This is a genomic window from Shewanella sp. SNU WT4, from assembly GCF_006494715.1.
In the GTDB taxonomy this organism is placed as follows: domain Bacteria; phylum Pseudomonadota; class Gammaproteobacteria; order Enterobacterales; family Shewanellaceae; genus Shewanella.
The window spans coordinates 3,293,551-3,314,022 of sequence record NZ_CP041151.1 but is presented as its reverse complement, the minus strand read 5'-3'; the positions used below and the strand labels follow the sequence as shown (position 1 = coordinate 3,314,022).

Annotated in this window: 24 protein-coding genes; 13 read left to right on the top strand and 11 right to left on the bottom strand. The window is 44.2% G+C overall.

Annotated elements, in window-relative coordinates; translation table 11 throughout:
- The first annotated feature begins 347 nt into the window (after positions 1–347).
- From phoB to FJQ87_RS14885, 6 genes are all read left to right on the top strand, one after another.
- Entirely contained in the window at positions 348–1,037 is a 690-nt protein-coding gene (gene phoB, locus FJQ87_RS14910; RefSeq protein ID WP_140933292.1) for a phosphate regulon transcriptional regulator PhoB, read from the top strand.
- A gap of 44 nt (positions 1,038–1,081) precedes the next feature.
- Positions 1,082–2,413, top strand: coding sequence for a phosphate regulon sensor histidine kinase PhoR (gene phoR / locus FJQ87_RS14905; RefSeq protein WP_140933291.1), 1,332 nt, complete (start codon positions 1,082–1,084; stop codon positions 2,411–2,413).
- A gap of 86 nt (positions 2,414–2,499) precedes the next feature.
- On the top strand, positions 2,500–3,465 hold the full coding sequence (locus FJQ87_RS14900) for a phosphate ABC transporter substrate-binding protein PstS family protein (protein ID WP_140933290.1): 966 nt from the start codon (positions 2,500–2,502) through the stop codon (positions 3,463–3,465).
- Positions 3,466–4,377: 912 nt separating this feature from the next.
- The gene (locus FJQ87_RS14895; RefSeq protein ID WP_240778932.1) at positions 4,378–5,751 is read left to right on the top strand and encodes a magnesium transporter; all 1,374 of its coding nucleotides are present in this window, start codon (positions 4,378–4,380) and stop codon (positions 5,749–5,751) included.
- Positions 5,752–5,841: 90 nt separating this feature from the next.
- Positions 5,842–6,354: a GNAT family N-acetyltransferase gene (locus FJQ87_RS14890; RefSeq protein WP_140933289.1), complete on the top strand. Its 513-nt coding sequence runs from the start codon at positions 5,842–5,844 to the stop codon at positions 6,352–6,354.
- A 117-nt stretch (positions 6,355–6,471) separates the two neighbouring features.
- Positions 6,472–7,008 (top strand): YfaZ family outer membrane protein, encoded by a 537-nt coding sequence (locus tag FJQ87_RS14885; protein WP_140933288.1) that lies wholly within the window; start codon positions 6,472–6,474, stop codon positions 7,006–7,008.
- Between the two features lie 115 nt (positions 7,009–7,123).
- On the opposite strand, the gene FJQ87_RS14880 is transcribed toward FJQ87_RS14885, so the two are convergent.
- The 3 genes from FJQ87_RS14880 to FJQ87_RS14870 all read right to left on the bottom strand — a co-directional run bounded on the left by FJQ87_RS14880 (position 7,124) and on the right by FJQ87_RS14870 (position 9,274).
- The gene (locus FJQ87_RS14880) at positions 7,124–7,276 is read right to left on the bottom strand and encodes a small highly charged protein (RefSeq protein WP_140933287.1); all 153 of its coding nucleotides are present in this window, start codon (positions 7,274–7,276) and stop codon (positions 7,124–7,126) included.
- A gap of 217 nt (positions 7,277–7,493) precedes the next feature.
- Entirely contained in the window at positions 7,494–8,840 is a 1,347-nt protein-coding gene (locus FJQ87_RS14875; RefSeq protein WP_140933286.1) for an RsmB/NOP family class I SAM-dependent RNA methyltransferase, read from the bottom strand.
- 179 nt (positions 8,841–9,019) lie between these two features.
- Positions 9,020–9,274, bottom strand: coding sequence for a DUF333 domain-containing protein (locus tag FJQ87_RS14870; RefSeq protein WP_140933285.1), 255 nt, complete (start codon positions 9,272–9,274; stop codon positions 9,020–9,022).
- A gap of 221 nt (positions 9,275–9,495) precedes the next feature.
- Between FJQ87_RS14870 and FJQ87_RS14865 the strand changes: the two genes are divergently transcribed.
- Complete coding sequence (locus FJQ87_RS14865; protein ID WP_140933284.1) at positions 9,496–9,837, top strand: zinc ribbon domain-containing protein YjdM; 342 nt, start codon at positions 9,496–9,498, stop codon at positions 9,835–9,837.
- Positions 9,838–9,925: 88 nt separating this feature from the next.
- Here the strand turns inward: FJQ87_RS14865 and FJQ87_RS14860 are convergent, their stop codons facing one another.
- Together FJQ87_RS14860 and queF are read right to left on the bottom strand one after the other, a co-directional pair.
- Complete coding sequence (locus FJQ87_RS14860) at positions 9,926–10,669, bottom strand: sporulation protein (protein WP_140933283.1); 744 nt, start codon at positions 10,667–10,669, stop codon at positions 9,926–9,928.
- A gap of 210 nt (positions 10,670–10,879) precedes the next feature.
- Positions 10,880–11,737: an NADPH-dependent 7-cyano-7-deazaguanine reductase QueF gene (gene queF / locus FJQ87_RS14855; protein WP_140933282.1), complete on the bottom strand. Its 858-nt coding sequence runs from the start codon at positions 11,735–11,737 to the stop codon at positions 10,880–10,882.
- Positions 11,738–11,786: 49 nt separating this feature from the next.
- On the opposite strand from queF, the gene syd reads away from it, so the two are divergent.
- Positions 11,787–12,443, top strand: a complete 657-nt coding sequence (gene syd / locus FJQ87_RS14850) for a SecY-interacting protein (protein WP_140933281.1) — start codon at positions 11,787–11,789, stop codon at positions 12,441–12,443.
- Positions 12,444–12,469: 26 nt separating this feature from the next.
- Here syd and FJQ87_RS14845 read toward each other — a convergent pair whose 3' ends face one another.
- The 3 genes from FJQ87_RS14845 to FJQ87_RS14835 all read right to left on the bottom strand — a co-directional run bounded on the left by FJQ87_RS14845 (position 12,470) and on the right by FJQ87_RS14835 (position 13,926).
- On the bottom strand, positions 12,470–13,243 hold the full coding sequence (locus tag FJQ87_RS14845; protein WP_140933280.1) for a Zn-ribbon-containing protein: 774 nt from the start codon (positions 13,241–13,243) through the stop codon (positions 12,470–12,472).
- Entirely contained in the window at positions 13,243–13,566 is a 324-nt protein-coding gene (locus FJQ87_RS14840) for a hypothetical protein (RefSeq protein ID WP_140933279.1), read from the bottom strand. The genes FJQ87_RS14845 and FJQ87_RS14840 overlap by 1 nt, the downstream gene beginning before the upstream one ends.
- Before the next feature lie 129 nt (positions 13,567–13,695).
- Positions 13,696–13,926 carry a DUF2789 family protein gene (locus FJQ87_RS14835; protein ID WP_140933278.1) on the bottom strand — a complete coding sequence of 77 codons (231 nt, stop codon included), beginning with the start codon at positions 13,924–13,926 and terminating at the stop codon, positions 13,696–13,698.
- Positions 13,927–14,073: 147 nt separating this feature from the next.
- On the opposite strand from FJQ87_RS14835, the gene FJQ87_RS14830 reads away from it, so the two are divergent.
- Positions 14,074–14,709, top strand: a complete 636-nt coding sequence (locus FJQ87_RS14830; RefSeq protein WP_140933277.1) for a GNAT family N-acetyltransferase — start codon at positions 14,074–14,076, stop codon at positions 14,707–14,709.
- Positions 14,690–15,016, top strand: a complete 327-nt coding sequence (locus tag FJQ87_RS14825) for a DUF962 domain-containing protein (protein WP_140933276.1) — start codon at positions 14,690–14,692, stop codon at positions 15,014–15,016. The genes FJQ87_RS14830 and FJQ87_RS14825 overlap by 20 nt, the downstream gene beginning before the upstream one ends.
- Before the next feature lie 1,387 nt (positions 15,017–16,403).
- Here the strand turns inward: FJQ87_RS14825 and FJQ87_RS14820 are convergent.
- Both FJQ87_RS14820 and FJQ87_RS14815 read right to left on the bottom strand, forming a co-directional pair.
- On the bottom strand, positions 16,404–16,805 hold the full coding sequence (locus tag FJQ87_RS14820; RefSeq protein WP_140933275.1) for a DUF3301 domain-containing protein: 402 nt from the start codon (positions 16,803–16,805) through the stop codon (positions 16,404–16,406).
- Positions 16,802–17,812 carry a DUF3549 family protein gene (locus tag FJQ87_RS14815; RefSeq protein WP_140933274.1) on the bottom strand — a complete coding sequence of 337 codons (1,011 nt, stop codon included), beginning with the start codon at positions 17,810–17,812 and terminating at the stop codon, positions 16,802–16,804. Before FJQ87_RS14815 ends, FJQ87_RS14820 begins: the two co-directional genes overlap by 4 nt.
- Positions 17,813–17,922: 110 nt before the next feature.
- Between FJQ87_RS14815 and FJQ87_RS14810 the strand changes: the two genes are divergently transcribed.
- From FJQ87_RS14810 to FJQ87_RS14800, 3 genes are read left to right on the top strand one after another with little or no spacing between them, the layout of a single operon-like run.
- Positions 17,923–18,234 (top strand): YqcC family protein, encoded by a 312-nt coding sequence (locus FJQ87_RS14810; RefSeq protein WP_140933273.1) that lies wholly within the window; start codon positions 17,923–17,925, stop codon positions 18,232–18,234.
- Positions 18,231–19,058: a tRNA pseudouridine(65) synthase TruC gene (truC, locus tag FJQ87_RS14805; RefSeq protein WP_140933272.1), complete on the top strand. Its 828-nt coding sequence runs from the start codon at positions 18,231–18,233 to the stop codon at positions 19,056–19,058. Before FJQ87_RS14810 ends, truC begins: the two co-directional genes overlap by 4 nt.
- A 22-nt stretch (positions 19,059–19,080) precedes the next feature.
- A complete protein-coding gene (locus tag FJQ87_RS14800) occupies positions 19,081–19,530 on the top strand; it encodes a flavodoxin (RefSeq protein ID WP_140933271.1) in 450 nt (149 codons plus the stop codon).
- A gap of 110 nt (positions 19,531–19,640) precedes the next feature.
- Here FJQ87_RS14800 and dapD read toward each other — a convergent pair whose 3' ends face one another.
- Positions 19,641–20,465, bottom strand: coding sequence for a 2,3,4,5-tetrahydropyridine-2,6-dicarboxylate N-succinyltransferase (dapD, locus tag FJQ87_RS14795; protein WP_140933270.1), 825 nt, complete (start codon positions 20,463–20,465; stop codon positions 19,641–19,643).
- Positions 20,466–20,472: the final 7 nt, after the last annotated feature.

Sequence of the window (20,472 nt, the reverse complement as noted above, 5' to 3'; positions counted from 1 at the left end):
TTGAAGACCTGACATAAAAAACAGCAACGCAGTATGCTTTGGGCTTTTTGAGGACAATCTAGCGCGGAACTCATCGTGGAGCGGGTGGTAGCACCTAATGAAGACTCCGAATACATTAGCGCAAACCAACCTCGTTATCGAAAATATCATTTGCAATAACGAGGCGGACCATACATTTTTATGGCAAGCCTCAAAGTCTTGGTTAGCTAAATGCTAAGGTTTAATTGACTTGGTCATAAATGCTAAAGACATTCGCGCCATGAATATCGTAAACTTGGCCAGACATTCATATTAATGTCATAAAATTGTCTAATAATGCTCATAAACCCAAAGTCGAAAAAATACTTATGCCAGCAAGAATTTTGATTGTTGAAGATGAACTCGCCATACGTGAAATGTTGACTTTTGTTCTTGAACAGCATGGTTTTATCACATCTGAAGCGGATGATGTTGAGTCAGCGCTGTCAATGATGACAGAACCTTACCCAGATTTAATTTTGCTCGATTGGATGCTACCAGGCGGTAGTGGTATTCAAGTGGCTAAGAAAATTAAGCAAGATGAATATTCGCGTCAAATCCCCATCATAATGCTAACCGCTCGTGGTGAAGAAGAAGATAAGCTCAAAGGTTTAGAAGTCGGCGCCGATGATTATGTGACTAAGCCATTTTCACCTAAAGAGCTGGTGGCGCGGATTAAAGCGGTACTGCGCCGCAGCGCGCCCACTCGTTTAGAAGAAGCCATTGAAGTCAACGGGTTGTCGTTAGATCCAGTGTCGCATCGAGTTAACGTCGGTGAACATGTGCTCGACATGGGGCCCACTGAATTTAGATTGCTGCACTTTTTCATGACTCATCCTGAGCGCGTTTATAGCCGCGAACAGTTGCTGGATAATGTCTGGGGCACCAATGTGTACGTTGAAGATCGCACCGTTGATGTGCATATTCGGCGTTTACGTAAGGCGCTTGAGAGTCATGGTCATGATAGCTTTATTCAAACCGTGCGCGGGGCTGGCTATCGTTTTTCAACCCGAGTGTAGAGCAATTACTTGCGCGGCGCGGCCGCGACAAGTTAGGACCGCTAATGTTTGATTCCTATTCTGGTTATCGATTAGTTGGCCGCATTATTTTACTGTTAATTTTGATAGTAGTAGTGGGCTTATTATTCGACTCTCTTGCCTCAGTATTATTAGTCAGTGCCAGCGTGTGGTTGATATGGCATTACCGTCAATTAATGCGGCTTAATTATTGGTTGTGGCGCGATAAAAGACTCACGCCGCCGCAAGGGCGCGGCAGCTGGGAAGGCGTCTTTAATGGTATTTATCGACTGCAGCAAAAGAATCGCAAAAAAATCAGTCAATTAATGGCGATATTAGGCCGATTTCGTCAAGGGGGGGAAGCCTTACCCGATGCTGCGGTCGTCTTAGATGCGGATAGAAATATTTTATGGTGTAACCGCTTAGCGCAATTATTACTTGGGCTTGAGTGGCCCAAAGATAAAGGTCAACGCTTAGATAATCTGCTGCGCCATCCAGATTTCATTCAATACATTAATCATGAAAACTATAACCTGCCGCTGGAGTTACCTTCTCCGATTGCCGATGGCAAATTACTGGAACTGCGATTAATTGCTTATGGTGATAGTCAGTTATTGCTGATAGCTCGCGATATCAGCCGTATTCGCCAACTTGAAAGCATGCGCCGCGATTTTGTTGCTAATGTTTCCCATGAATTAAAAACGCCGTTAACTGTATTGCAAGGCTATGTCGAAGTAATGCAAAGCATGGCGGAAGACGATGATATTAATCAACGCCCGCTTAAATTGATGCAGCAGCAAACTGAGCGTATGGGGCACATGATTGAACAGTTACTGACGTTATCGCGCATTGAAGCGGCTGAAGACAGTGATTTAAGGCAGCAGGTTGATATGGATAAACTGCGCGCGTTACTTGAACAAGAAGCGCAGGCCTTATCCCTTGAACAGCATAAGATTGAGTTTGATTGGCAGCCTGGCCTGTGGGTGCTTGGTGATAGCGTACAGATGCAAAGCGCGTGCTCTAACTTACTGACTAATGCTATTCGCTACACCCCCGTAGGTGGCAGCATTAAAGTCAGTTGGCAGCGAGTTTATCAAGGTGCGCGTTTTTACGTACAAGATTCTGGTGAGGGCATAGCAAGAAAGCATATATCGCGTTTAACTGAGCGTTTTTATCGCGTCGACAGCGCGCGCTCGCGCCATACTGGCGGCAGTGGTTTAGGGCTTGCAATCGTTAAACACGCGCTTAATCATCATCATAGTCAGTTAGACGTGGTCAGTGCTCTTGGCAAAGGTAGTCAGTTTAGTTTCACTATTTCGCATCAATTACTGACAGCGCCTGGAACATTAACTGCGGAAAATTCGCCGAGTGTCATATAAGTGTCATGACTCAGTCATAGACTTGTCATGTTGAACTTGGATAGTGGCTGTAACAACATCACTAAACTGTAATCTCGGAGATAACGATGAAATTGAATAAGCTGATTAGTGCCATAGCCTTTACTGCAACAGGATTGTTTTCAACAGCGTCAATGGCGGCTCTCGATCCTAACTTAGCTAGCTACGAAAAAACCAGTGGTGTTTCAGGTAACTTATCTTCAGTAGGTTCAGATACCTTAGCCAACATGATGACCTTATGGGCTGAAGAATTTAAGCACATTTATCCTAACGTAAATATTCAAATTCAAGCCGCAGGTTCATCGACTGCGCCGCCAGCCTTAACCGAAGGTACTGCCCAGTTTGGCCCAATGAGCCGCAAAATGAAGCCAAATGAAGTTGAAGCCTTTGAAAAGCATTTCGGTTACCCACCGACTGCCATTCGAGTCGCCATCGACGCCTTGGCGGTATTCGTGCACAAAGATAACCCTATCAAAGGGCTAAGCATTGAAGATCTCGACGGTATTTTCTCATCGACCCATAAGTGCGGTGATACTAACGTGACTCGTTGGGGACAACTAGGCTTAAGCGGTAACTGGGCTGATAAAGATATTCAATTATATGGTCGCAACTCAGTCTCTGGCACTTACGGTTACTTTAAAGATGAAGCCTTATGTAAAGGTGACTTTAAGCCCAATGTGAACGAGCAGCCAGGTTCAGCCTCTGTGGTGCAGTCAGTTTCTCAGTCTCTGAACGCTATTGGTTATTCAGGCATAGGTTATAAGACTGCCGGCGTTAAAGCCGTTGCCATCTCTAAAAAGGGTGACAAGTATGTGGAAGCTACCGCTGAGAACGCAGTAAACGGTACTTACCCATTATCGCGTTACTTATACGTGTACATTAACAAGGCACCGAATAAGCCATTATCACCAATGGACAGAGAGTTCGTGCGTTACATGTTATCTAAAGAAGGCCAAACCGTGGTTAAGAAAGACGGTTATGTGCCAGTGCCTGCCAGTGTAGTCAATAAAGATTTAGCGGCACTGGGATTATAATCTAGTGTCTAACTAATGACTTAGCTAGTTAGCTTATGTACTTAAACCTCCTGCGGGAGGTTTTTTTATGGGTTGAAACCTAGCGCTAGTTACTAAGCCGTGATTGCTGAGGTTACATCTGTGGTTTGAATCATTGGTTTGAATCGGTAGCTTGTATTGATAGTTTGATCACCTGCGTTGATATTTTTATCGAAAGTCACAGGCAAAAAAATGGCGACCAATTAGGTCGCCAACAGTTCAAAAGTTCGGAACTAATGATGATTGCGCTAGAAATCATCTGAAGGGAGGATGATGAACGATGAAACACATTAAATGATTCGGTTCATATATTCAGACCGGGCTTATTAGGATTAGTTCAGCGAAAAAGAATAATTTTTTAATTTATTTTCAATTCATGATATCTTTCTTTTTAAGCTCATGATTTTTAAGTTAAATATATTTAGTGGTGTTTGCGATTTATTATTGCCAGCCAATAATTTCTTGGCCAAAAAATGCCATAAAAAAAAGCAACCGTTAAGGTTGCTTATTGACTCATAGTAAGTCGAGGGGGACCGCGCTAGAAGTCCCAGGGAGAATGATGAACACAAGAAACTAAATCTGTTGTTCATAGTATTTGAGTCATAGCTAAAGGTTTAGTTCACTACTGGATGCGTTTTTTTGATATTATTTTTTCACCATTGATTTGGTTATGTTTATTTTTAGAATTTTTAGCACAGAGACTTTTTAAAGTGATGGCAGACCATCGAGTGATGGCTTTTTTGTGATGGCAATATTCTTAAGTCAATTTTTTAGTCACGAACATAGTCGCTGTGATACTTGCGCTCGTTATTACCAACAGTCAGCGCCAATCGATATCTGCATTTTCTCGTTAACGTGAGAGTGGCGGTCTGGTTCCGAGGGAGAACTATTTTGATAGAAAACCAGCAATACCAAGATAACACTGAGCCTTTTTCTGGGGATTTTTCTGATTGGATCCAGACATTAACCTTATTGGATGGTGACGCCCAAGCTCAGTGCTTTGCCGAAATGCTTGATGAAGCTGAGCCGGGCTTTATCGCCTTGGCGCTGGAATCCTTACCGCGCGAGCAGCGTCTTGACCGTTGGCAGCAAATTGATGGTTTGGCGCGAGTCGCTGTCCTGACTATGATGCGCTCCGATCCTCGACAGAGTATTTTGAATTTACTCGATGACGATGAGGTCGATTTACTCTTTGCGATGTTATCGCCAGAAGAGTTGATTGATTGGAGCGATACCCTCCCCGAAGCGTTAGTTGATCGCGCGCTGCAACAAATGGGCAATCGTCAGCGCGAACGCTATGAAATTTATGATCAATTTAACGAGTCACAAGTGGGTCGTTATGCTGATCACCGCATGTTAGTGCTCAGTGATTCTGCCAATGTGGCCCAGGCACAACGCTTTTTTCGCCGAATTGCCTTAGATTGCGGTGATAACGTGTTTATTACTGATATAGATGATAAATACATAGGAACTGTATCGCGGCAAATGATCTTTAAAGCCGATGGCGACGTGGCCTTAGTGAGCTTAATTGATGAAGATAAGCCGGTGTTAGCCGCCGACACAGGCCTGTTTGATGCCGCCGAATATTTGCAGCACAGCAATGAAACCGAAATGCCTATTTTAGCCGAAGACGGGCAATTGCTCGGGCGCTTGAGCTTACGCGTTGCGACCGAAATTATTCGTGAGCATTTAGAATCACAGTTAATGGCCGGCGCCGGTTTAAAAGAAGACAACGACTTATTTGCGCCAGTATTAAAGAGTGCGCAGCGGCGCGCAGTTTGGCTGGGGATTAACTTACTCACCGCCTTTTTAGCCTCAGCCACAATTAGCTTGTTTGAGCCAGTATTAGCTCAAGTAGTGGCCTTAGCGGTATTAATGCCTGTGGTTGCCTCTATGGGCGGTATTGCTGGCAGTCAATCATTAACCTTAATGATCCGCGGTATGGCCATGGGGCAAGTATCACGTGGTAACTTGTGGCCATTAATGCGCAATGAAATCGGCATCAGCATAGTTAATGGGGTGGTGTGGTCGATTGTGATTGCTTGTGTGGCGGCGTGGTGGTTTGCTGACCCCTCGTTAGGTTTTATTATCGGCTGCGCCATTATGATTAACTTGCTTGCGGCTGCTGCTTCTGGGGTGCTTATTCCGATGATTTTGGACAAATTTAACCAAGATGCTGCGCTTTCAGGTTCAGTCATTCTGACAACTGTAACGGATGTGATTGGCTTTTTTAGCTTTCTAGGTTTGGCGACTTGGATATATCTCTAAGGCAACAGTGAGTTTTTTGAGGCAAAGATGGTAGGCATTTGCTAGACTCTGCCATCATTTTTTTAGGCCCATTGTTGCGACGAGTTCACAATGTCACTTGCTGACCAATATACATACATTGAAACCCAAGATCTTGACTTAATAAGACAAGCTGCCGCCTTGATAGATAACCGCGATGACAATGCGCATCCCTTAGATCATCAAGGCTATTGTTTATCTCGAGCCGTCATAGTGGCGTTGGCGCCATCGGGGCAATTAGTCGGATGCGCGGCAATTAAGCAAGGGGAGGGCGATGTAGCTGAAATGGGCTACTTAGTGGTTCACCCTGATTTTCGTCGCCAAGGGATAGCGCAGCGTTTAACGCAAGAGCGTGTTAGCAGGGCTAAAGCTTTAGGGATAAAGCTGTTGTGGGCAACAGTAAGAGATGAGAATCTTGCCAGCAAAGCCAATCTTAATAAAGCGGGCTGGCAATTCTGGCACAGTTTTTATAGTGCGCGTGGTACAGGTAATATTATTGATTGGTTTTATTTGCCCTTGCATGATGATGTTAATGTTGACGCCTTAATGCAGTCCTTAGTGGGCGACAGGCTTATTGTTTCTTAATTGATTGATCTGATTGCCTATTAGTTAAATTTTGGCTGATTTGCCTGTTTTAACGATACGCCAGCCTAGGCATAAGGTAAAATCGCGCTATTTTTCACATTGGATGTTTTGATATTTATGACTCATTTTACTAAGCCGTTGTTGTTACTTGCTTTCATGGCCTTGCCTGCCACAGCTGCTGAATTCAATTTAGGGTTAAATGACGATGTAGTGGCTGCAGAGTTAATTGCACCTATAGCCAAAAATGCCAATGCTGGCATTAATTACATTTATGGCGATGATGAAGGTTATCTCTTACAAGCTACAACACATGTGACCCACGATGCGGGTGTTCATCACATGGAGTTTGGTCTGCAGTACTCGCAGTTATGGTCGCTCACTAGCCCTGATGGCAATATGTTAGCCATTGGTGGTCGATATGCCGTTGATTTAGGTTCTAAATTATCTTGGCACGCGGCGGGTTACTATACGCCATCAGTATTGGCCTTTGGTAAGCTCGATGGTCATTACGAAGCCGATACCAAGGTTCAATATGACTTGACGCCGCAACTTGGTTTTTATGTGGGCTATCGCTATATGCGCTTTAAGTATGAGCGCGTGGCTGATAACACTTTTGACTCAAGTTTTTATCTCGGCATGAAAGTACGATTTTAAGTCCAAGCCGAAATGATAAAGGCCAGTGCGAACACTGGCCTTTATCGTTTTAAAGCTGTTTTTTGAATTCTGAGATTGATAACAGCAATGATTTCAATCACTGCCATTAGAAGAATTAGCTTTTAGCGTTTTTTTGGTAAATGCCAATCTCCATATCATCAAAGTAACGTTTCTTTCCTGAGCGCTGTCTGGGTTTGATCTTCTTCTGCCGCCCCTTGCTTGTTTGTTCCCAAGGTTCCTGCTCATCGAAGTCTTTGTACTGAGACATATTTCTATCCAAAAAAATGCACTATTGCGTTAATAAGTTTATTTTTTTTAGAGGAACAGGAAAGTGATAAATTTTTGCTCTCAGTGATAATTTTTTTCACTGACTCAGCTAAGAAGCAATTTAACTGAGTCAGAGAGACGTTAATGGCGCCAATCATCCATTTCACTAGTCTTAACGCGCAAGTTAGCGTGATGCTAGCTAACCATAACTATGTGGATTAGATGCGGCGCATACGGCACACAAACATAGCATCGCTATCGGCCTCATAAGGCCAAATAGTTAACATCTGACTGGCTTCACCTGTAAACGGGTGAGCTATGGTTTCAATGCTAAATTCAGGGTGCTGGGCTAAAAATGCCTTAACGACCAGCTCGTTTTCAGCGGCGGCCACTGAGCAAGTGGCATAGACTAAGACGCCGCCGGCCTTAACTGCGCGGCTACAGCGAGTCAAAATATCAAGTTGTAGCTGAGGCTTTTCATCAACCACGGCTTGAGTATCTAGCCAACGCATATCTGGGTTGCGTCGCCAAGTACCAGTGCAACTGCATGGAGCATCGACCAATACGCCATCAAAGCTGCCGGCTGCAACAGGTAATTCATCACTGCGCCAGCGAGCAATACTGATGTTGTTAACCTTGGCACGTTTAGCGCGTTTGATTAATTCATCAAGTGCGTGCTGGCGAATATCAGAGGCTACTATGCTGCCACCTTGACCTTGCGCTTTCATTAACGATGCTAGCTGTAAGCTCTTGCCGCCGGCGCCACTACAAGCATCCCACCATTGTTGGTTAGGTTTAGGGGCACACACTTGGCCAATCACTTGTGAGGCTAAATCTTGGATCTCAATTTTTCCTTGTTGATATTGGCTTATATCATTGAGGTTAATGCTTTTATGGCCAAGGCTTAGGGCATCACTAAAATATTCGCTCGCCTTAGCATCAATGCCTTGCTGTTGTAATTCAGTGACTAAGCTTGCCACGCTAACGCCTTGAGCTCGAGCCCAAATAGGTGGACGACTGGTCATAGCGGCGATTAAGCGGGGTTTATTGTGCTCACTAATTTCTGTGACTTGCCAAAACCATGCAGGAACTAGTTGCTCAAGAGTTAGCGTCACGCCGCTTGGCATGACTTGTTGTAACATTTGCGCTTTTTGCTCAAGAGTCTCGCTTGGCATGTCGGGACATACAAATAAGTCACCTAACTCATGCCAGGCTGTGATTATGTCTTGCCAGGAATGTTGCTCTAACTGGGCGCAGCCACACAATTGCTGAAACCAAAACTTAGGTAATGGTGCTTGCTTACTGACTATTTCGCCATTTGAAAATTGTGCTAACCAACCCCACCATCTAAACATGCTAAATAAGCTTTCACGGATAACTCTTCTGTCTTTGGAACCATGTTTTTTGTTGTCACGAAAATACTGGCCAATTACCCGATCAGCGGGCAGATGAGATGCATGAATATCTGCAAATAAATGTGAAATAGTAACAGCGTAGCTGTAGGCGCGTTTGTGCGAACTCAGAGTAAGAGTTGGTGCGCTTGCAAGGGGAGTTGGATTGCCCATAAATGACCCAGTAACATTAGATGGACAGTCTTAGCTGCCCAAAGAAAATTTAATGGGCAATTGTAGCATTGCCAATAGTAAAGCTCACCCTTAGCAAGCCAGATAGCAAGATTTCTGCTGTTGCGATTTGAGCGTTACTTATATCTGGAGTTAACCCGAGTGATTAGAGTTAGCGCTCTTTAGTCACTAGAGTCAGTGGCATGTTGGTCACGGTACCATTGCCAAGCCTCATACTTAACGCCTTGATAATAGCAATAGCCTATGCTGCCACTGTCTTGATTTTCAATTTCATAGCGCCCGCCTTGTTCAAGACAAAATACCGCTGACGGATTTGCCATACCTATAGTGTTGGCGGGTTGAGTGGGTGTTTGGCTGCAAGCCGCAGTGAGTAAACCACACAGGCCTACTAATGCAATGGAGCGATAATTGGTCATTAAGTTATCCTCAAAATAGCAGTGAATTCAGGGGGTAAGCCGTCATAATAACAGGAGGTTGGCTGAAACTTTAATCAAAAATTTGATAGAGGCTTATGCTTTTTATCAGAAAAAATAGAGTCAAAACGTTAGATGAATCGCAATTAATGGCTATGTTTGTGCCGCATCACGTTCAAATCGGATATAATTTCCGTTTAATGTGTTTGTTTGAGGTTTTATCCATGTCTGCTATGCCAAATTGCCCTAAGTGCAACTCTGAATACACCTATTTTGATGGTAGCCTGTTCGCTTGCCCAGAATGTGCCCATGAATGGGTTGAAGGCGCTGAAACTGAGGCGACTGAGACTGAAAAAGTATACAAGGATGCTAACGGTGCTATCTTGCAAGATGGCGACACAGTGACTGTGATCAAAGACCTGAAACTTAAAGGTTCATCTTTAGTCGTTAAAGTGGGTACTAAAGTGAAGAATATCCGTTTAGTGGATAGCGATCACGATATCGACTGTAAGATTGATGGCTTTGGTGCCATGAAGTTAAAGTCAGAATTTGTTAAGAAAGTTTAACAATAATAACGGGTCCCCATGGACCCGTTTTTTATGGGCAGATTTACGTTATTAGCCCTATACTCGCGCCATTTAGCGTAAAGATTTGTTAGCTCAGTAATGGCTGTAAACGCTGGGCTATGTTGGCAATACTGGCAGCATCGTGATTAATGCTCAGGCTGCGAAAGCCATCCCCTTTAAAGGCTCGATCGAGCTCAATTAACACATGAGTGACGTTGTGCGCTGGCACAAAGGATAGCTCGACTTCTTTCACGCCAAATAAGCTAGTGCGCAGCGGCCGATATTCAAGTTCTTGATAGCAGCCAGAAGCTGAGCGAAATTCGCGCGTATTTAAGTAACCTTTCTCAACGTCTGCTTTAAATAACTGATAGCCGGCATTATTCATGGCTTGCATAAAGGCGGTGGCGACTTCATTGGGGTAGATATACAGAGGGTCTTTGTCACTGGCATCAATCGCCATATCAATATTAAGGCCGGTAGCTAACCACACTTGCGACTGATTAACGCGCGTATCAAGTTGCGTCAGTGGGGTTTCTGGATGCAGAGTCGCTTTAAAGGGGATGCGGCGCTGCTCCTTCGGCGCAATAGTGAATTTGTCGCTAATATGCCAATTTTGCAGCATATGATTGGTAAAATGGTCGCCATTTTCACCTTCTACTTTCACCTTAGTCATTAAGGCGAGATCTAGGCCTGAAATTTCTTGGGCAACATCTCCGCCTATTACTAAAATTTCACCGCTGAATTCTTGTCCTGGATACAAATGCTCGGTATGCAATAAGGTATCGACCTTGGCCGAGCCTATACCAATGGATGCCAGTAATTTTTTAAACATCTCATACTCCTCAGTGTTATTAGTCACAGCCTAATGAAATGCATCGGCGCTGACTAGTACTAAGCGCGATAGTTTTCAATAAGATGATCTACATCGAGTTGAGATAGTGGGAGGACAGTATAGATATAAAAAGAGCCAAGCATTAGTTGCATTGGCTCTGGTGTCTGTTGGCGTTAATGCATTAATCGTTTGATACGATCAAAAATGGCTCTATTGCCGCGCCAAGCGATGATTGTCTAAGACATGCTCAAAATCACTGCGGTATGGATTAATGTCTAAACCACCGCGGCGGGTATAGCGCGCATAGACAGTTAACTTAGTGCAATGGCAAAACTGTTTTAAGTCCATAAAAATGCGCTCGACACATTGCTCATGGAACTCATTGTGTTGGCGGAAAGAAATTAAATAGCGTAATAATTTCTCTCTATCAATCTTAGGTCCTTGATAGCGCACCATCACGCTGCCCCAATCGGGTTGAGAAGTAATTAAGCAGTTAGATTTCAACAGATTAGAGGTCAGAGTCTCTGCCACTACTTGCTTTTTATCTGTGCTATCACTGAGGTAGTCAGGATTAAAACTGTAATCTGAGACTTCAATATCAAGTTCATCTATGCAGTGGCCAGGTAATTCAACCACCCGCTGATGATTAAAGTGCTTAGGCTCAATGATAGAAACTTTTACAGGTTTACCAGCGCATCCACTTAAATCTTTGATTAATGTTTGTTGCAGGTCATCAACCGAGGCAAACTTAGTTTGATTTAGGCTATTAAGGTAGAGTTTAAACGACTTAGATTCGACTAAATTAGGGCTATCAACAGGCAGGACAAACTCGGCGATAGCAACCATAGGCTTACCTTTAGCATTAAGCCAAGAAAGTTCATAACCCGTCCAGATATCTACCCCAGTAAAAGGTAATTCTGCTGTTAAGCCAATGGCTTGACGATTAAGGGCTCTTGGCACGCCTTGCAATAACTCTGGCGCATATTGGTCTTTATAGGTGGTCGCTTGACCTAAAGTTAATCCGGCGAGTTCCTTTGCGCCATGATATGGGTCGTTATGTCGTGTCATTAACAGGTATCCGTGTCAAAATATCGCTAAAGTATACTGCAAATTAGGAATGACTTCAGTGTCCTGTCATAGTCAATTACACGATTTTTTAAAGAGATACACCCACAGTTACCAAGAGCAAATGGGGGAATTACCTCAGTGCTATCCCATGGATATGCCATCACCTTGCATGATTGAACCCTTACCGAGTAATGATTCTCGGGTGCATTGGCAGTGGCAAGCGCAAGAGCCACAAGCCAGCTTTAAAAATATTGAATTAGCTTTAGACATTAGTTTTTGGCCAGATATCGCCAATTTTTACGGCAGTTTTTATGCGGGCACCTTGTATTTTCATAGCGAGCAAGGCGCCGGCGAGTTATTGCAGACTTGGAGTGGCGACGACTTAGAGGCTCTGCAAAAAAATCTGATTGGCCATATCATGATGAAGCAAAAGCTCAAGCAGCCGCTGACATGGTTTATTGGCTTGTTAGCCGATGGCGATCATATGATTACCGTTAATAATCAAGATGGTAGCGTATGGACTGAAGTGCCTGGCCATGAGCAAGAGCAAAAGTTAGCCTCAAGCTTGGCTGAGTATTTAACTCTGTTAACCCCGCGCGTAATGCTGCCGGTGGCGCCAGTTCATGAAGAAATGCCAGAACTTAGCCATCCTGGCATGATTAACCGCTTAAAAGTGATGTGGCACAATTTGACGGGTAAGCATTAATTTCCATGAATGGCTAGGGTTTGAAGTTACTGATGATCCCAAGATAAGTTAGACACTATGCGGCAATCATCGCAGCGAAAGTGAAACATATCTAATAAGGGTTCAGATAACGCCCAATCAGGATTACCACAGCGAGGGCAGGGACGCTCACGCTCAGATTGTTTATCACTGCCGCCTACTCGGTACACATAATAGTAAGTGGGGATTTTAGTTAAAAATTCAACGCGACCACGTAAATCCCATCCTCGGCGAAATAAGTCACTATCCACAGTAGTTATTTCTTTTAAGGCTGCAAATTCAGCGGCGGTTGCTGCCGCCATTTGTAACTCATCACAAGCTTGCCATTCGGTTTGCCAGCGGATCATGCGTTTATGATCGCCATTAAAGGTGGCTGGGATTCGGTACAAAGGAATAGGGCGCAGGTCATCGCCACTGCGAAGTGGTGAGCACATGTGTACATAACTGGTATAGAGTAACTGCCAGCTTGGCGTGTCTGTGCTGGTTTCTTCTGAATTTATGTCTTGGCCTATTAGCTTGGTTCTCGGCGCGAGTATTTTTGCCTCAGTTAAGTGGCTTAACGCTTGCTTTACCCATGGGCTATTGAAGCTGTAATGCAAGCTGTCTTCCTCTGGCAGCAGCAATCTCACTTTAAACTCACCGTCATTAAAGGCGATGGCAAACTCGCGCCCTAACACTTGGCCGTTGGCACGGTAGGCTTCTAATAAACCATTAATGGCTTGCTCAACCGCGGTAAAGCTAGTGTCAGCAAAACATTCAAATCTTAACTCTACGACAAACATTAGGCGCGCTGCTCCAGCTCAGTAATACGTTGTGTTAGTTGTTCTATCATGGTCGTCATTGCTAGTTGCTGCTGCTGTAACTCTGCTATTTGTAGCTCAAGTGACTGAGTCGGCGCCGCTTCAATAGGGTTGATTTGCGGCGCACTCGGTATTTGCGCACGGCTCGTTATCTCATCACTCGCTAATTGTTTAAATGCCTGTAAGCCTTTAACTAATACTGGCATGGGCATTTTTATCTTAGCTTTTAATAAGGCTAAACTTGGGGTCTTGCCTGCTTGATGCAGTAAGCAGGCTTGATTGATCACTTGTTCGAGTGGGCTCATAAGGAATTGAGAGATAAAAATATAATGCCTAGCAGTTTATTGCATTGCGCGGCTTTGGTATAGCCGTTAGAAACTATCACAAAGTATTGGCTGACTAGGTATTAGGCTTACTTTATGAGTTAGCGCGAGTTAGCCTTGGAGTAAATTCGCCAGTTGATCGACCAGTTCACTCCAGTGGCCATCTGAGCTAATAGCTTCGGCTAAAAAACTTTGTTGTGATGGCGTCCAAAAATGGGCTTCATAGATGTACTCCCCCTGAGCCAAAGCGTGCTTGCCAATAAAGGTTTCAATCGCCAGTTCACTGGACTCAAGACCTAGCTGCTCAAATAAATGCCCTAAGCTTGGAATGGTTGTATCCATAGGAGCCTCAACAATTAAAATTAACTCATAGAGGGTAGCAGAATTAAGGCATTCAAGTGGAAGTCATAGCGCTCAATAACGAGTGAAACATTTTATTAACAACCAAAGAGATCCTTGCTAGAGTATTTGAAAAGCGAGGAGGTCCAAATGGAACAAGAATATCAACATCAATACCGTGTTATGTTTCTTACCGCCGATGATTTGCGCATAGCCGCATCGATAATTTATAACGCTTACCATGATGATCCTGTGTTTCGGGATGCACTTTATTGCGGCAACGATCACCTCTACGAACAAAAGCTGCGCGGTGCCATCCGCGAAGAGTTATCTGAGTTATGGCAACAAGAGCAAACCTTAGTCGGTTTGTTTGACCAAGAGCGCCTTATTGGCGTGGTGTGTGTAGTTAATGCCGCCACCGCTGTTGGCCAACATAAGCTTTGGCATTGGCGCTTCAAAATGTTGTTAAGCACGGGCTGGCAATCCACCCAGAAATGGTTGCACCGCGACCAAGTTATTCACGATCATCTCCCGAGTGTAAATTCTGGTATTTTGCAATTTATTGCGCTCGCGCCCAGTGAGCAAGGCAAACAGCTAGCTGGCAAGCTCTTAGATGCCATCACCCATTGGTGCGACGAACAGCCAGATATTCAAGGCATAGGAGTGTTTGTTACCAATCAGCACCATGTCGAACTGTTTCATCAATACCAGTTTACCCATTTAACAGCGCTTGATATTGGTAATGTCAGCGGGGAGTTATTATTTTATGGCAACACCAACAGCTGAATCAGGCTCATTTACCAGTTTTGCTGAGTTCTATCCATTTTATTTGTCGCAGCATCAAAACGGACGCTGCCGTCAATTGCACTTTTGTGGCAGTTTATCTGTCATTATCCTATTGTTTGTGATGATCTTTTCTGGAGAGTGGCACTTGGCTTGGTTACTGCTGTTGTTAGGTTATGGTCCCGCTTGGATGGGGCATTTTTTGTTCGAGAAAAATCGACCTGCGACATTTAAGTATCCCTTTTATAGTTTGCTTGGGGACATGCTAATGTTTTGGCAGCTTGCCACTGGCAAAATAGCGTTTAAATAATCAAAAGTTAACGTGATGGCAATCACGCCCGTAACTTTGTAAGAGATATCTTACATTGCTGTAAGCAAATAGCGACTGCAATATTCGCGCATAAGAATAAGCTTATTATAAACAAAGGTTTAAGATTGTTTTTTTTATAAGGTTTAAACTTTATATCCGTTTGCTTAAATTGTGACCGCCTCGATCGTGGTGTTTTCATTACACTTTGTAGGTATTGAAGCAAGGTGGCTTCAAAGTTATTTGTGGCGATGGCCTGCCAAAGATGAATTGTGGTGTGATGGATGTCACGTTTTAAAGGGATGCTATTTCAGGATGAAATAGATACTGGAAGTAATTAGCAATTCTGAATGACATGGAATGGGACTGGATACCCATACTGAGACCTAATGGATAGTCTCATGCTTGTAGGGCAACTAAAATAAACTTTCAGGATGACCAGGAAGCCTGCAGGATGCGTTAAGCAGCAAGCGACAGTTTATGGAATGAACGCCCAAGGATACTAACTTAGGTTAGCGCTTCTTATCAGGATGTAAGAAGGCTCAAGGATGAAAGTGGCAACACAAGGAATTTAAGGACAGTAAGGACAGTAGGGACACATGGCTAGATGCCAAAGATACGCAAGGATGGTGCAGGGAGCACAATTTAGCGGGAAAGCTAACAAAGAGTAATATAAGAAAGGTGCAGAAATGCACCTTTTTTATTTTCCAAAAATGAACAAAAGTTTAACTTGCTCGCAATCTTGTGGGATATTGCTTACAAACGTGTGAGACTTATGTCTTTCTTTTAGTTAGTAAAGGCGCATGGGCTAGATTTAATTGTTTAAAATCAGCCTGTTAAGCTTTTCTTTGTTTTTTTGCTTTGTTGTTGATAAAACAAATATTAAAAACACGCTTTTTAAATCGTGGGTTTAAGTTAAAATTTTAATTGTCGAGAGATTGAGGAACATTCATCAGCAGGATAGCTAATCAATGGTTCGCAATGACAGATTTATCGGTGGTGTAGCGACAGTGATGTCACTGATTAACAAATGTTATGGCAAGGCCGCCGACAAGGATGATAACAGTCAGGATGACTGTACGCTAGGAAGCTCAATAAGGATCTAGCTATTACTGGATGTAATAGTAAAGAAACCCAGGATGGGATTGGACACGCTCAGGAAAGAGCAGGCCCGCCAAAGGAAATGCCGGGAGTAAGGGAATACGTCTGAAAAGACAAGGAAAAAGACAGTAGTCCAAGGATGATGCAGGAGCACAACGTTCGCATGGATGGAGCAGGGAGCACAATATAGCAGGATAGGCTATCACAAGGTGTACCGGGCGCGGCTTTTGCCGCGCCCTTCTTGTTTTTGGATTATGTACTCGCTTTGTTAAGCCCGCCCAATACGTCGTTAACGACAACTGCCTGAACTGCAATTACCTTTACTGCTACCGCCACCACCGCAGCCACCACCTATGCTACCTTTGGCGGTTGGCGCTTGATGCCACTCAGGCTCTGGGAAAATTGGCCACTGAATTTTAGTGATCCGCTTACCATGCATCCAAACACTGGCTTGATATTGATTTATGCCATCGGTACTAAATTCCAATAAGTATTTAGTCTTCCAACAAATGCCACTGTGGCCACCTAGGCTTGGTTTAGCCGTTTCTTGCGCAAAAGCTAACAGTTGCACGTTTTGTTTGTGACATTCTTGCTCGGCAAATACTTTTGCTTGTTCCGCCATTTGGCGTAACTGCCAGAAGAAAGCGGCAATGACGCCGACCGCTAGCATTAATAATACGTCTGTCATCATGAGGTTGTCGCCTGAAATAGTCCGCCAATAGCGGCAGAAAGAGTTACGCTGCGTTTAGGATCTCTAAGTGCAGCAAGGCATACGCTACGCAACTCAGGAATGGCCACAATATCAGCAAAAATCTGATTAAAAAAGTGTTGTTCTTGAGTGGCTAAGGCTTCTAGATAAATATTGAGAAGATGATCCTGTTTCAAAATACGCCAGTTACGGGCGGCAATGCTAATGAGTAAGCTTTGATTTAATCCGGGGTGGCTATTTAACGCCACCACAGCTTCACTACTTAAGGGCACTGATGAGGCTAAGGCTTGTAAGAAATACTGCGCTTGATTGGTATTGGCCTGTAACTTATTCCAGATCACCTGCAATAAAGCGTTATCAAGTGATAAATGTTCTAGGCACTGACAGAGCGCGATATTCACTTCTAACGGCGCCCGCTGCAAGCCGTTAAGGATCAGCTGCTGATGGTATGGGTCTTGATGACGCACGCAGATATCCGCTAAGCCTTGCATGCCAAGCTTAGGCCATTCATCAAGAGGGATTTCAAGCGCTAAATAACTCACGGCCAATGGGTATTGGCTTGATGTTTCAATGGCGAGTTGCTGGCGCACTAATGCGTTGAAAATGGCCTGTTTAGTCTGGCTGGGTTTAAAGCTAAAAGGGTGATTGGCTAAACGCTCTTGTTGCTGCTCGCTAAGCTCTGCATTGGGATTACTGCCAAACGCCTCTGCTACCATGTGCAAAAACTGCTGGGTTGCCGCGCCACTTAATAAACCGCGTTCATCGAGTGGAATTTTTAAAAACCAGATATAATGCTGCGCCGAGCTATTCCAAAACACTATGGCAAATTGGGCATGGCCTTGGATAGGGTAAGGGTAAGGACAGTGTTGCTGTTCAATTTGGTCAAATGCCAAGGCATCAATATGTTGGACGCGCCGACCTAAATCGTAAACTTGATATTGAGTGCTAGCCGCATTAAAAAATTGCCCTAAGCTCGTGATCTCTTGCATATGTGATTCATCTTAACGTGATTATGGGCGGTATTATATGTCAAGCCAGCGTCAATGCTATACTGCCGGGCTGTTCAATTGCGATGTCACTCAAGCGCAAAAGGTGAATTATGTTACCCGTGCAAATCTCAGCTCATTTACAGCAATTACAAGCGTTAATGCAGGAGTTATCTCTGTGGCAAGCAACGCCTATCGATGAGTCCGCGTTATTAAGTACCGCGCCTTTTGCCTGCGACACTATGTCGTTTGCGCAGTGGCTGCAGTTTATTTTCATCCCCAAAATGCAGCAATTATTGGCCTTAGGCCTGAGCTTGCCCGGCGCCATTGCTTTAGCGCCTATGGCTGAACAGGCGTGGCAAGGGCAGGCGCAGTATTTACCATTAATTAAATTTTTACAGCAACTTGATGAGTATTTGTCATGATAAGTATACCTGCTGATAGCAGCGAAAATAGCACCGACTCTAACCTAGATGAATGGCAAGACGCTAATGCCCCCGTCATTTCTGTGTTGTATGAAGATGAGCATCTGGTAGCCATTCATAAACCCGCGGGTTTGTTGGTGCATCGCAGTTATTTAGCGCGGCGCGAGATTTATTTTGCTATGCAAATGACTCGTGATTTAGTGGGTTGCCATGTGTTTCCTGTGCATAGACTCGATAGACCTACTTCTGGAGTGCTATTGTTTGCTAAATCCAGTGAAGTGGCGCGCCTCTTGTGTGACCAATTTGCCGCCCATCAAGTCACTAAGACCTATTTAGCGTTAGTGCGCGGCAATATGCATGAGGCCGATACTCTTGATTATCCGCTGAAAGAAGAGCTTGATAAGGTCGCCGATAAATTTGCCAATCCAGAAGGCCAATTTAAAGAAGCTATCACCCATTATCAGCCGCTACTTAATGCTGAAATTCCATTTCAGTCAGACCGTTATCCGAGCAGTCGTTACGCGCTGGTGGCCTTAACGCCGCAGACTGGGCGTAAGCATCAATTAAGACGCCATTTGGCGCACTTACGCCACCCTATAGTGGGTGATACCACTCATGGTGATGGCAAACAAAACCGCTTTTTTAGAGAACATTTTCAACATAATAGGTTATGGTTGATAGCAAAGCGGCTTGAATTTATTCATCCAGTGACGCAACAAGCTATGTCAATTACCACAGAACTTGAGCCAGAATGGCTGGAAGTGTTTGACGGCTTAGGTTGGGATGATGATAAAGTACAAGGCGATAATTTACTGCTAGCATAAGGGTTTACCAAGGAGGCGAACCATGAAAGTTAATCTAGTGTTTGGCACTGTGTATGGCAGCGCTCAAGCGGTTGCAGAAGAGTTGGCCGCTACTATTAAGCAAGCAGGCATAGTTGCTGAAATTGTTGAACATCAGCAGTTATCTTCATGGTTACCTGTCGCTGATAACCCTTTGTTAATTGTGACGTCAACTACAGGTCAAGGCGATGTGCCCGATGATATTGCACCTTGGTTTCAGACATTAAAGCGCAATGCCCCCTATTTACCGGGCGTAAAGTATGCTGTGATTGCCTTAGGTGACTCAAGTTACGATACTTTTTGTGGTGCGGGTAAGCAGTTTGATGAGTTATTAAGTGAGCTTGGGGCAAGACGGTTATTAACGCGATTAGAGTTAGATGCCACTCAAACCATGACGCCCGAGCAAGATGCCATTAAATGGCTGCCAAAATTTATCAGCGCTATTAAGGGCTAGACGTTCTCAATAACACTCATGCTAGCGTTAATAAAAAAGAAGGTAAGCCAATGACTTACCTTCTTTTTTTGCTAATTAACTAATTCAATCGGCTAATTCAATCAACTAGCTTAATCAATTAGGCGCAGCAGCTCGTTAATACTCACTTTGGCGCGAGTTTTAGCGTCTACTTTCTTAACTATGATGGCGGCATATAAACTGTAAGTGCCACATTTAGACGGCAAGCTGCCAGAAACGACGACTGAGCCTGCTGGAACTCGGCCGTAATGCACTTCACCGGTTTCTCTATCGAAAATACGGGTGCTTTGGCCAATATATACGCCCATAGAAATCACGGCGCCTTCTTCAACAATCACGCCTTCAACAATCTCAGAGCGAGCACCGATAAAGCAGTTGTCTTCAATAATGGTTGGGCCAGCTTGCAGTGGCTCAAGTACGCCACCAATGCCAACGCCGCCAGATAAATGCACGTTTTTACCGATTTGCGCGCAAGAACCTACCGTCGCCCAAGTATCAACCATAGAGCCTTCATCAACGCGAGCCCCTAAGTTGACATAAGATGGCATCAGTACGGTATTGCGAGCAATAAACGAGCCTTTTCTTACGGTTGCTGGCGGTACTACACGAATGCCTTCTTGCTTAAAGCGCGCTTCATCGTAATCTGCAAATTTCAGGGCAACTTTATCAAAATATTTAGTTTCGCCGCCTTCAATAACTTGGTTTTCATAAATACGGAAAGACAGTAATACTGCTTTCTTCAGCCACTGGTGGACATGCCACTTGCCATCAATCTTCTCAGCAACACGAACTTCGCCGCTATCAAGCATATTAATAACTTTATCAATGTCAGCACGCAGGCTTGGTGTTGCATTGGTCGGGGTAATATCTTGGCGCTCTTCAAAGGCTACCTCGATACGTTGGCGTAATGCCTCCATGGTATCG

What these genes read in the sequence shown, in the direction of transcription:
- phoB (WP_140933292.1), top strand. Translation starts at nt 348, where the DNA reads ATGCCAGCAAGAATTTTGATTGTTGAAGATGAACTCGCCATACGTGAA.
- FJQ87_RS14830 (WP_140933277.1), top strand. Translation starts at nt 14,074, where the DNA reads ATGGAACAAGAATATCAACATCAATACCGTGTTATGTTTCTTACCGCC.
- FJQ87_RS14900 (WP_140933290.1), top strand. Translation starts at nt 2,500, where the DNA reads ATGAAATTGAATAAGCTGATTAGTGCCATAGCCTTTACTGCAACAGGA.
- FJQ87_RS14865 (WP_140933284.1), top strand. Translation starts at nt 9,496, where the DNA reads ATGTCTGCTATGCCAAATTGCCCTAAGTGCAACTCTGAATACACCTAT.
- FJQ87_RS14875 (WP_140933286.1), bottom strand. Translation starts at nt 8,840, where the DNA reads ATGGGCAATCCAACTCCCCTTGCAAGCGCACCAACTCTTACTCTGAGT.
- FJQ87_RS14845 (WP_140933280.1), bottom strand. Translation starts at nt 13,243, where the DNA reads ATGTTTGTCGTAGAGTTAAGATTTGAATGTTTTGCTGACACTAGCTTT.
- FJQ87_RS14800 (WP_140933271.1), top strand. Translation starts at nt 19,081, where the DNA reads ATGAAAGTTAATCTAGTGTTTGGCACTGTGTATGGCAGCGCTCAAGCG.
- FJQ87_RS14840 (WP_140933279.1), bottom strand. Translation starts at nt 13,566, where the DNA reads ATGAGCCCACTCGAACAAGTGATCAATCAAGCCTGCTTACTGCATCAA.
- FJQ87_RS14885 (WP_140933288.1), top strand. Translation starts at nt 6,472, where the DNA reads ATGACTCATTTTACTAAGCCGTTGTTGTTACTTGCTTTCATGGCCTTG.
- FJQ87_RS14825 (WP_140933276.1), top strand. Translation starts at nt 14,690, where the DNA reads ATGGCAACACCAACAGCTGAATCAGGCTCATTTACCAGTTTTGCTGAG.
- FJQ87_RS14815 (WP_140933274.1), bottom strand. Translation starts at nt 17,812, where the DNA reads ATGCAAGAGATCACGAGCTTAGGGCAATTTTTTAATGCGGCTAGCACT.
- syd (WP_140933281.1), top strand. Translation starts at nt 11,787, where the DNA reads ATGACTTCAGTGTCCTGTCATAGTCAATTACACGATTTTTTAAAGAGA.
- FJQ87_RS14820 (WP_140933275.1), bottom strand. Translation starts at nt 16,805, where the DNA reads ATGATGACAGACGTATTATTAATGCTAGCGGTCGGCGTCATTGCCGCT.
- FJQ87_RS14880 (WP_140933287.1), bottom strand. Translation starts at nt 7,276, where the DNA reads ATGTCTCAGTACAAAGACTTCGATGAGCAGGAACCTTGGGAACAAACA.
- FJQ87_RS14860 (WP_140933283.1), bottom strand. Translation starts at nt 10,669, where the DNA reads ATGTTTAAAAAATTACTGGCATCCATTGGTATAGGCTCGGCCAAGGTC.
- truC (WP_140933272.1), top strand. Translation starts at nt 18,231, where the DNA reads ATGATAAGTATACCTGCTGATAGCAGCGAAAATAGCACCGACTCTAAC.
- FJQ87_RS14810 (WP_140933273.1), top strand. Translation starts at nt 17,923, where the DNA reads ATGTTACCCGTGCAAATCTCAGCTCATTTACAGCAATTACAAGCGTTA.
- FJQ87_RS14835 (WP_140933278.1), bottom strand. Translation starts at nt 13,926, where the DNA reads ATGGATACAACCATTCCAAGCTTAGGGCATTTATTTGAGCAGCTAGGT.
- phoR (WP_140933291.1), top strand. Translation starts at nt 1,082, where the DNA reads ATGTTTGATTCCTATTCTGGTTATCGATTAGTTGGCCGCATTATTTTA.
- dapD (WP_140933270.1), bottom strand. Translation starts at nt 20,465, where the DNA reads ATGGAGGCATTACGCCAACGTATCGAGGTAGCCTTTGAAGAGCGCCAA.
- FJQ87_RS14870 (WP_140933285.1), bottom strand. Translation starts at nt 9,274, where the DNA reads ATGACCAATTATCGCTCCATTGCATTAGTAGGCCTGTGTGGTTTACTC.
- FJQ87_RS14890 (WP_140933289.1), top strand. Translation starts at nt 5,842, where the DNA reads ATGTCACTTGCTGACCAATATACATACATTGAAACCCAAGATCTTGAC.
- queF (WP_140933282.1), bottom strand. Translation starts at nt 11,737, where the DNA reads ATGACACGACATAACGACCCATATCATGGCGCAAAGGAACTCGCCGGA.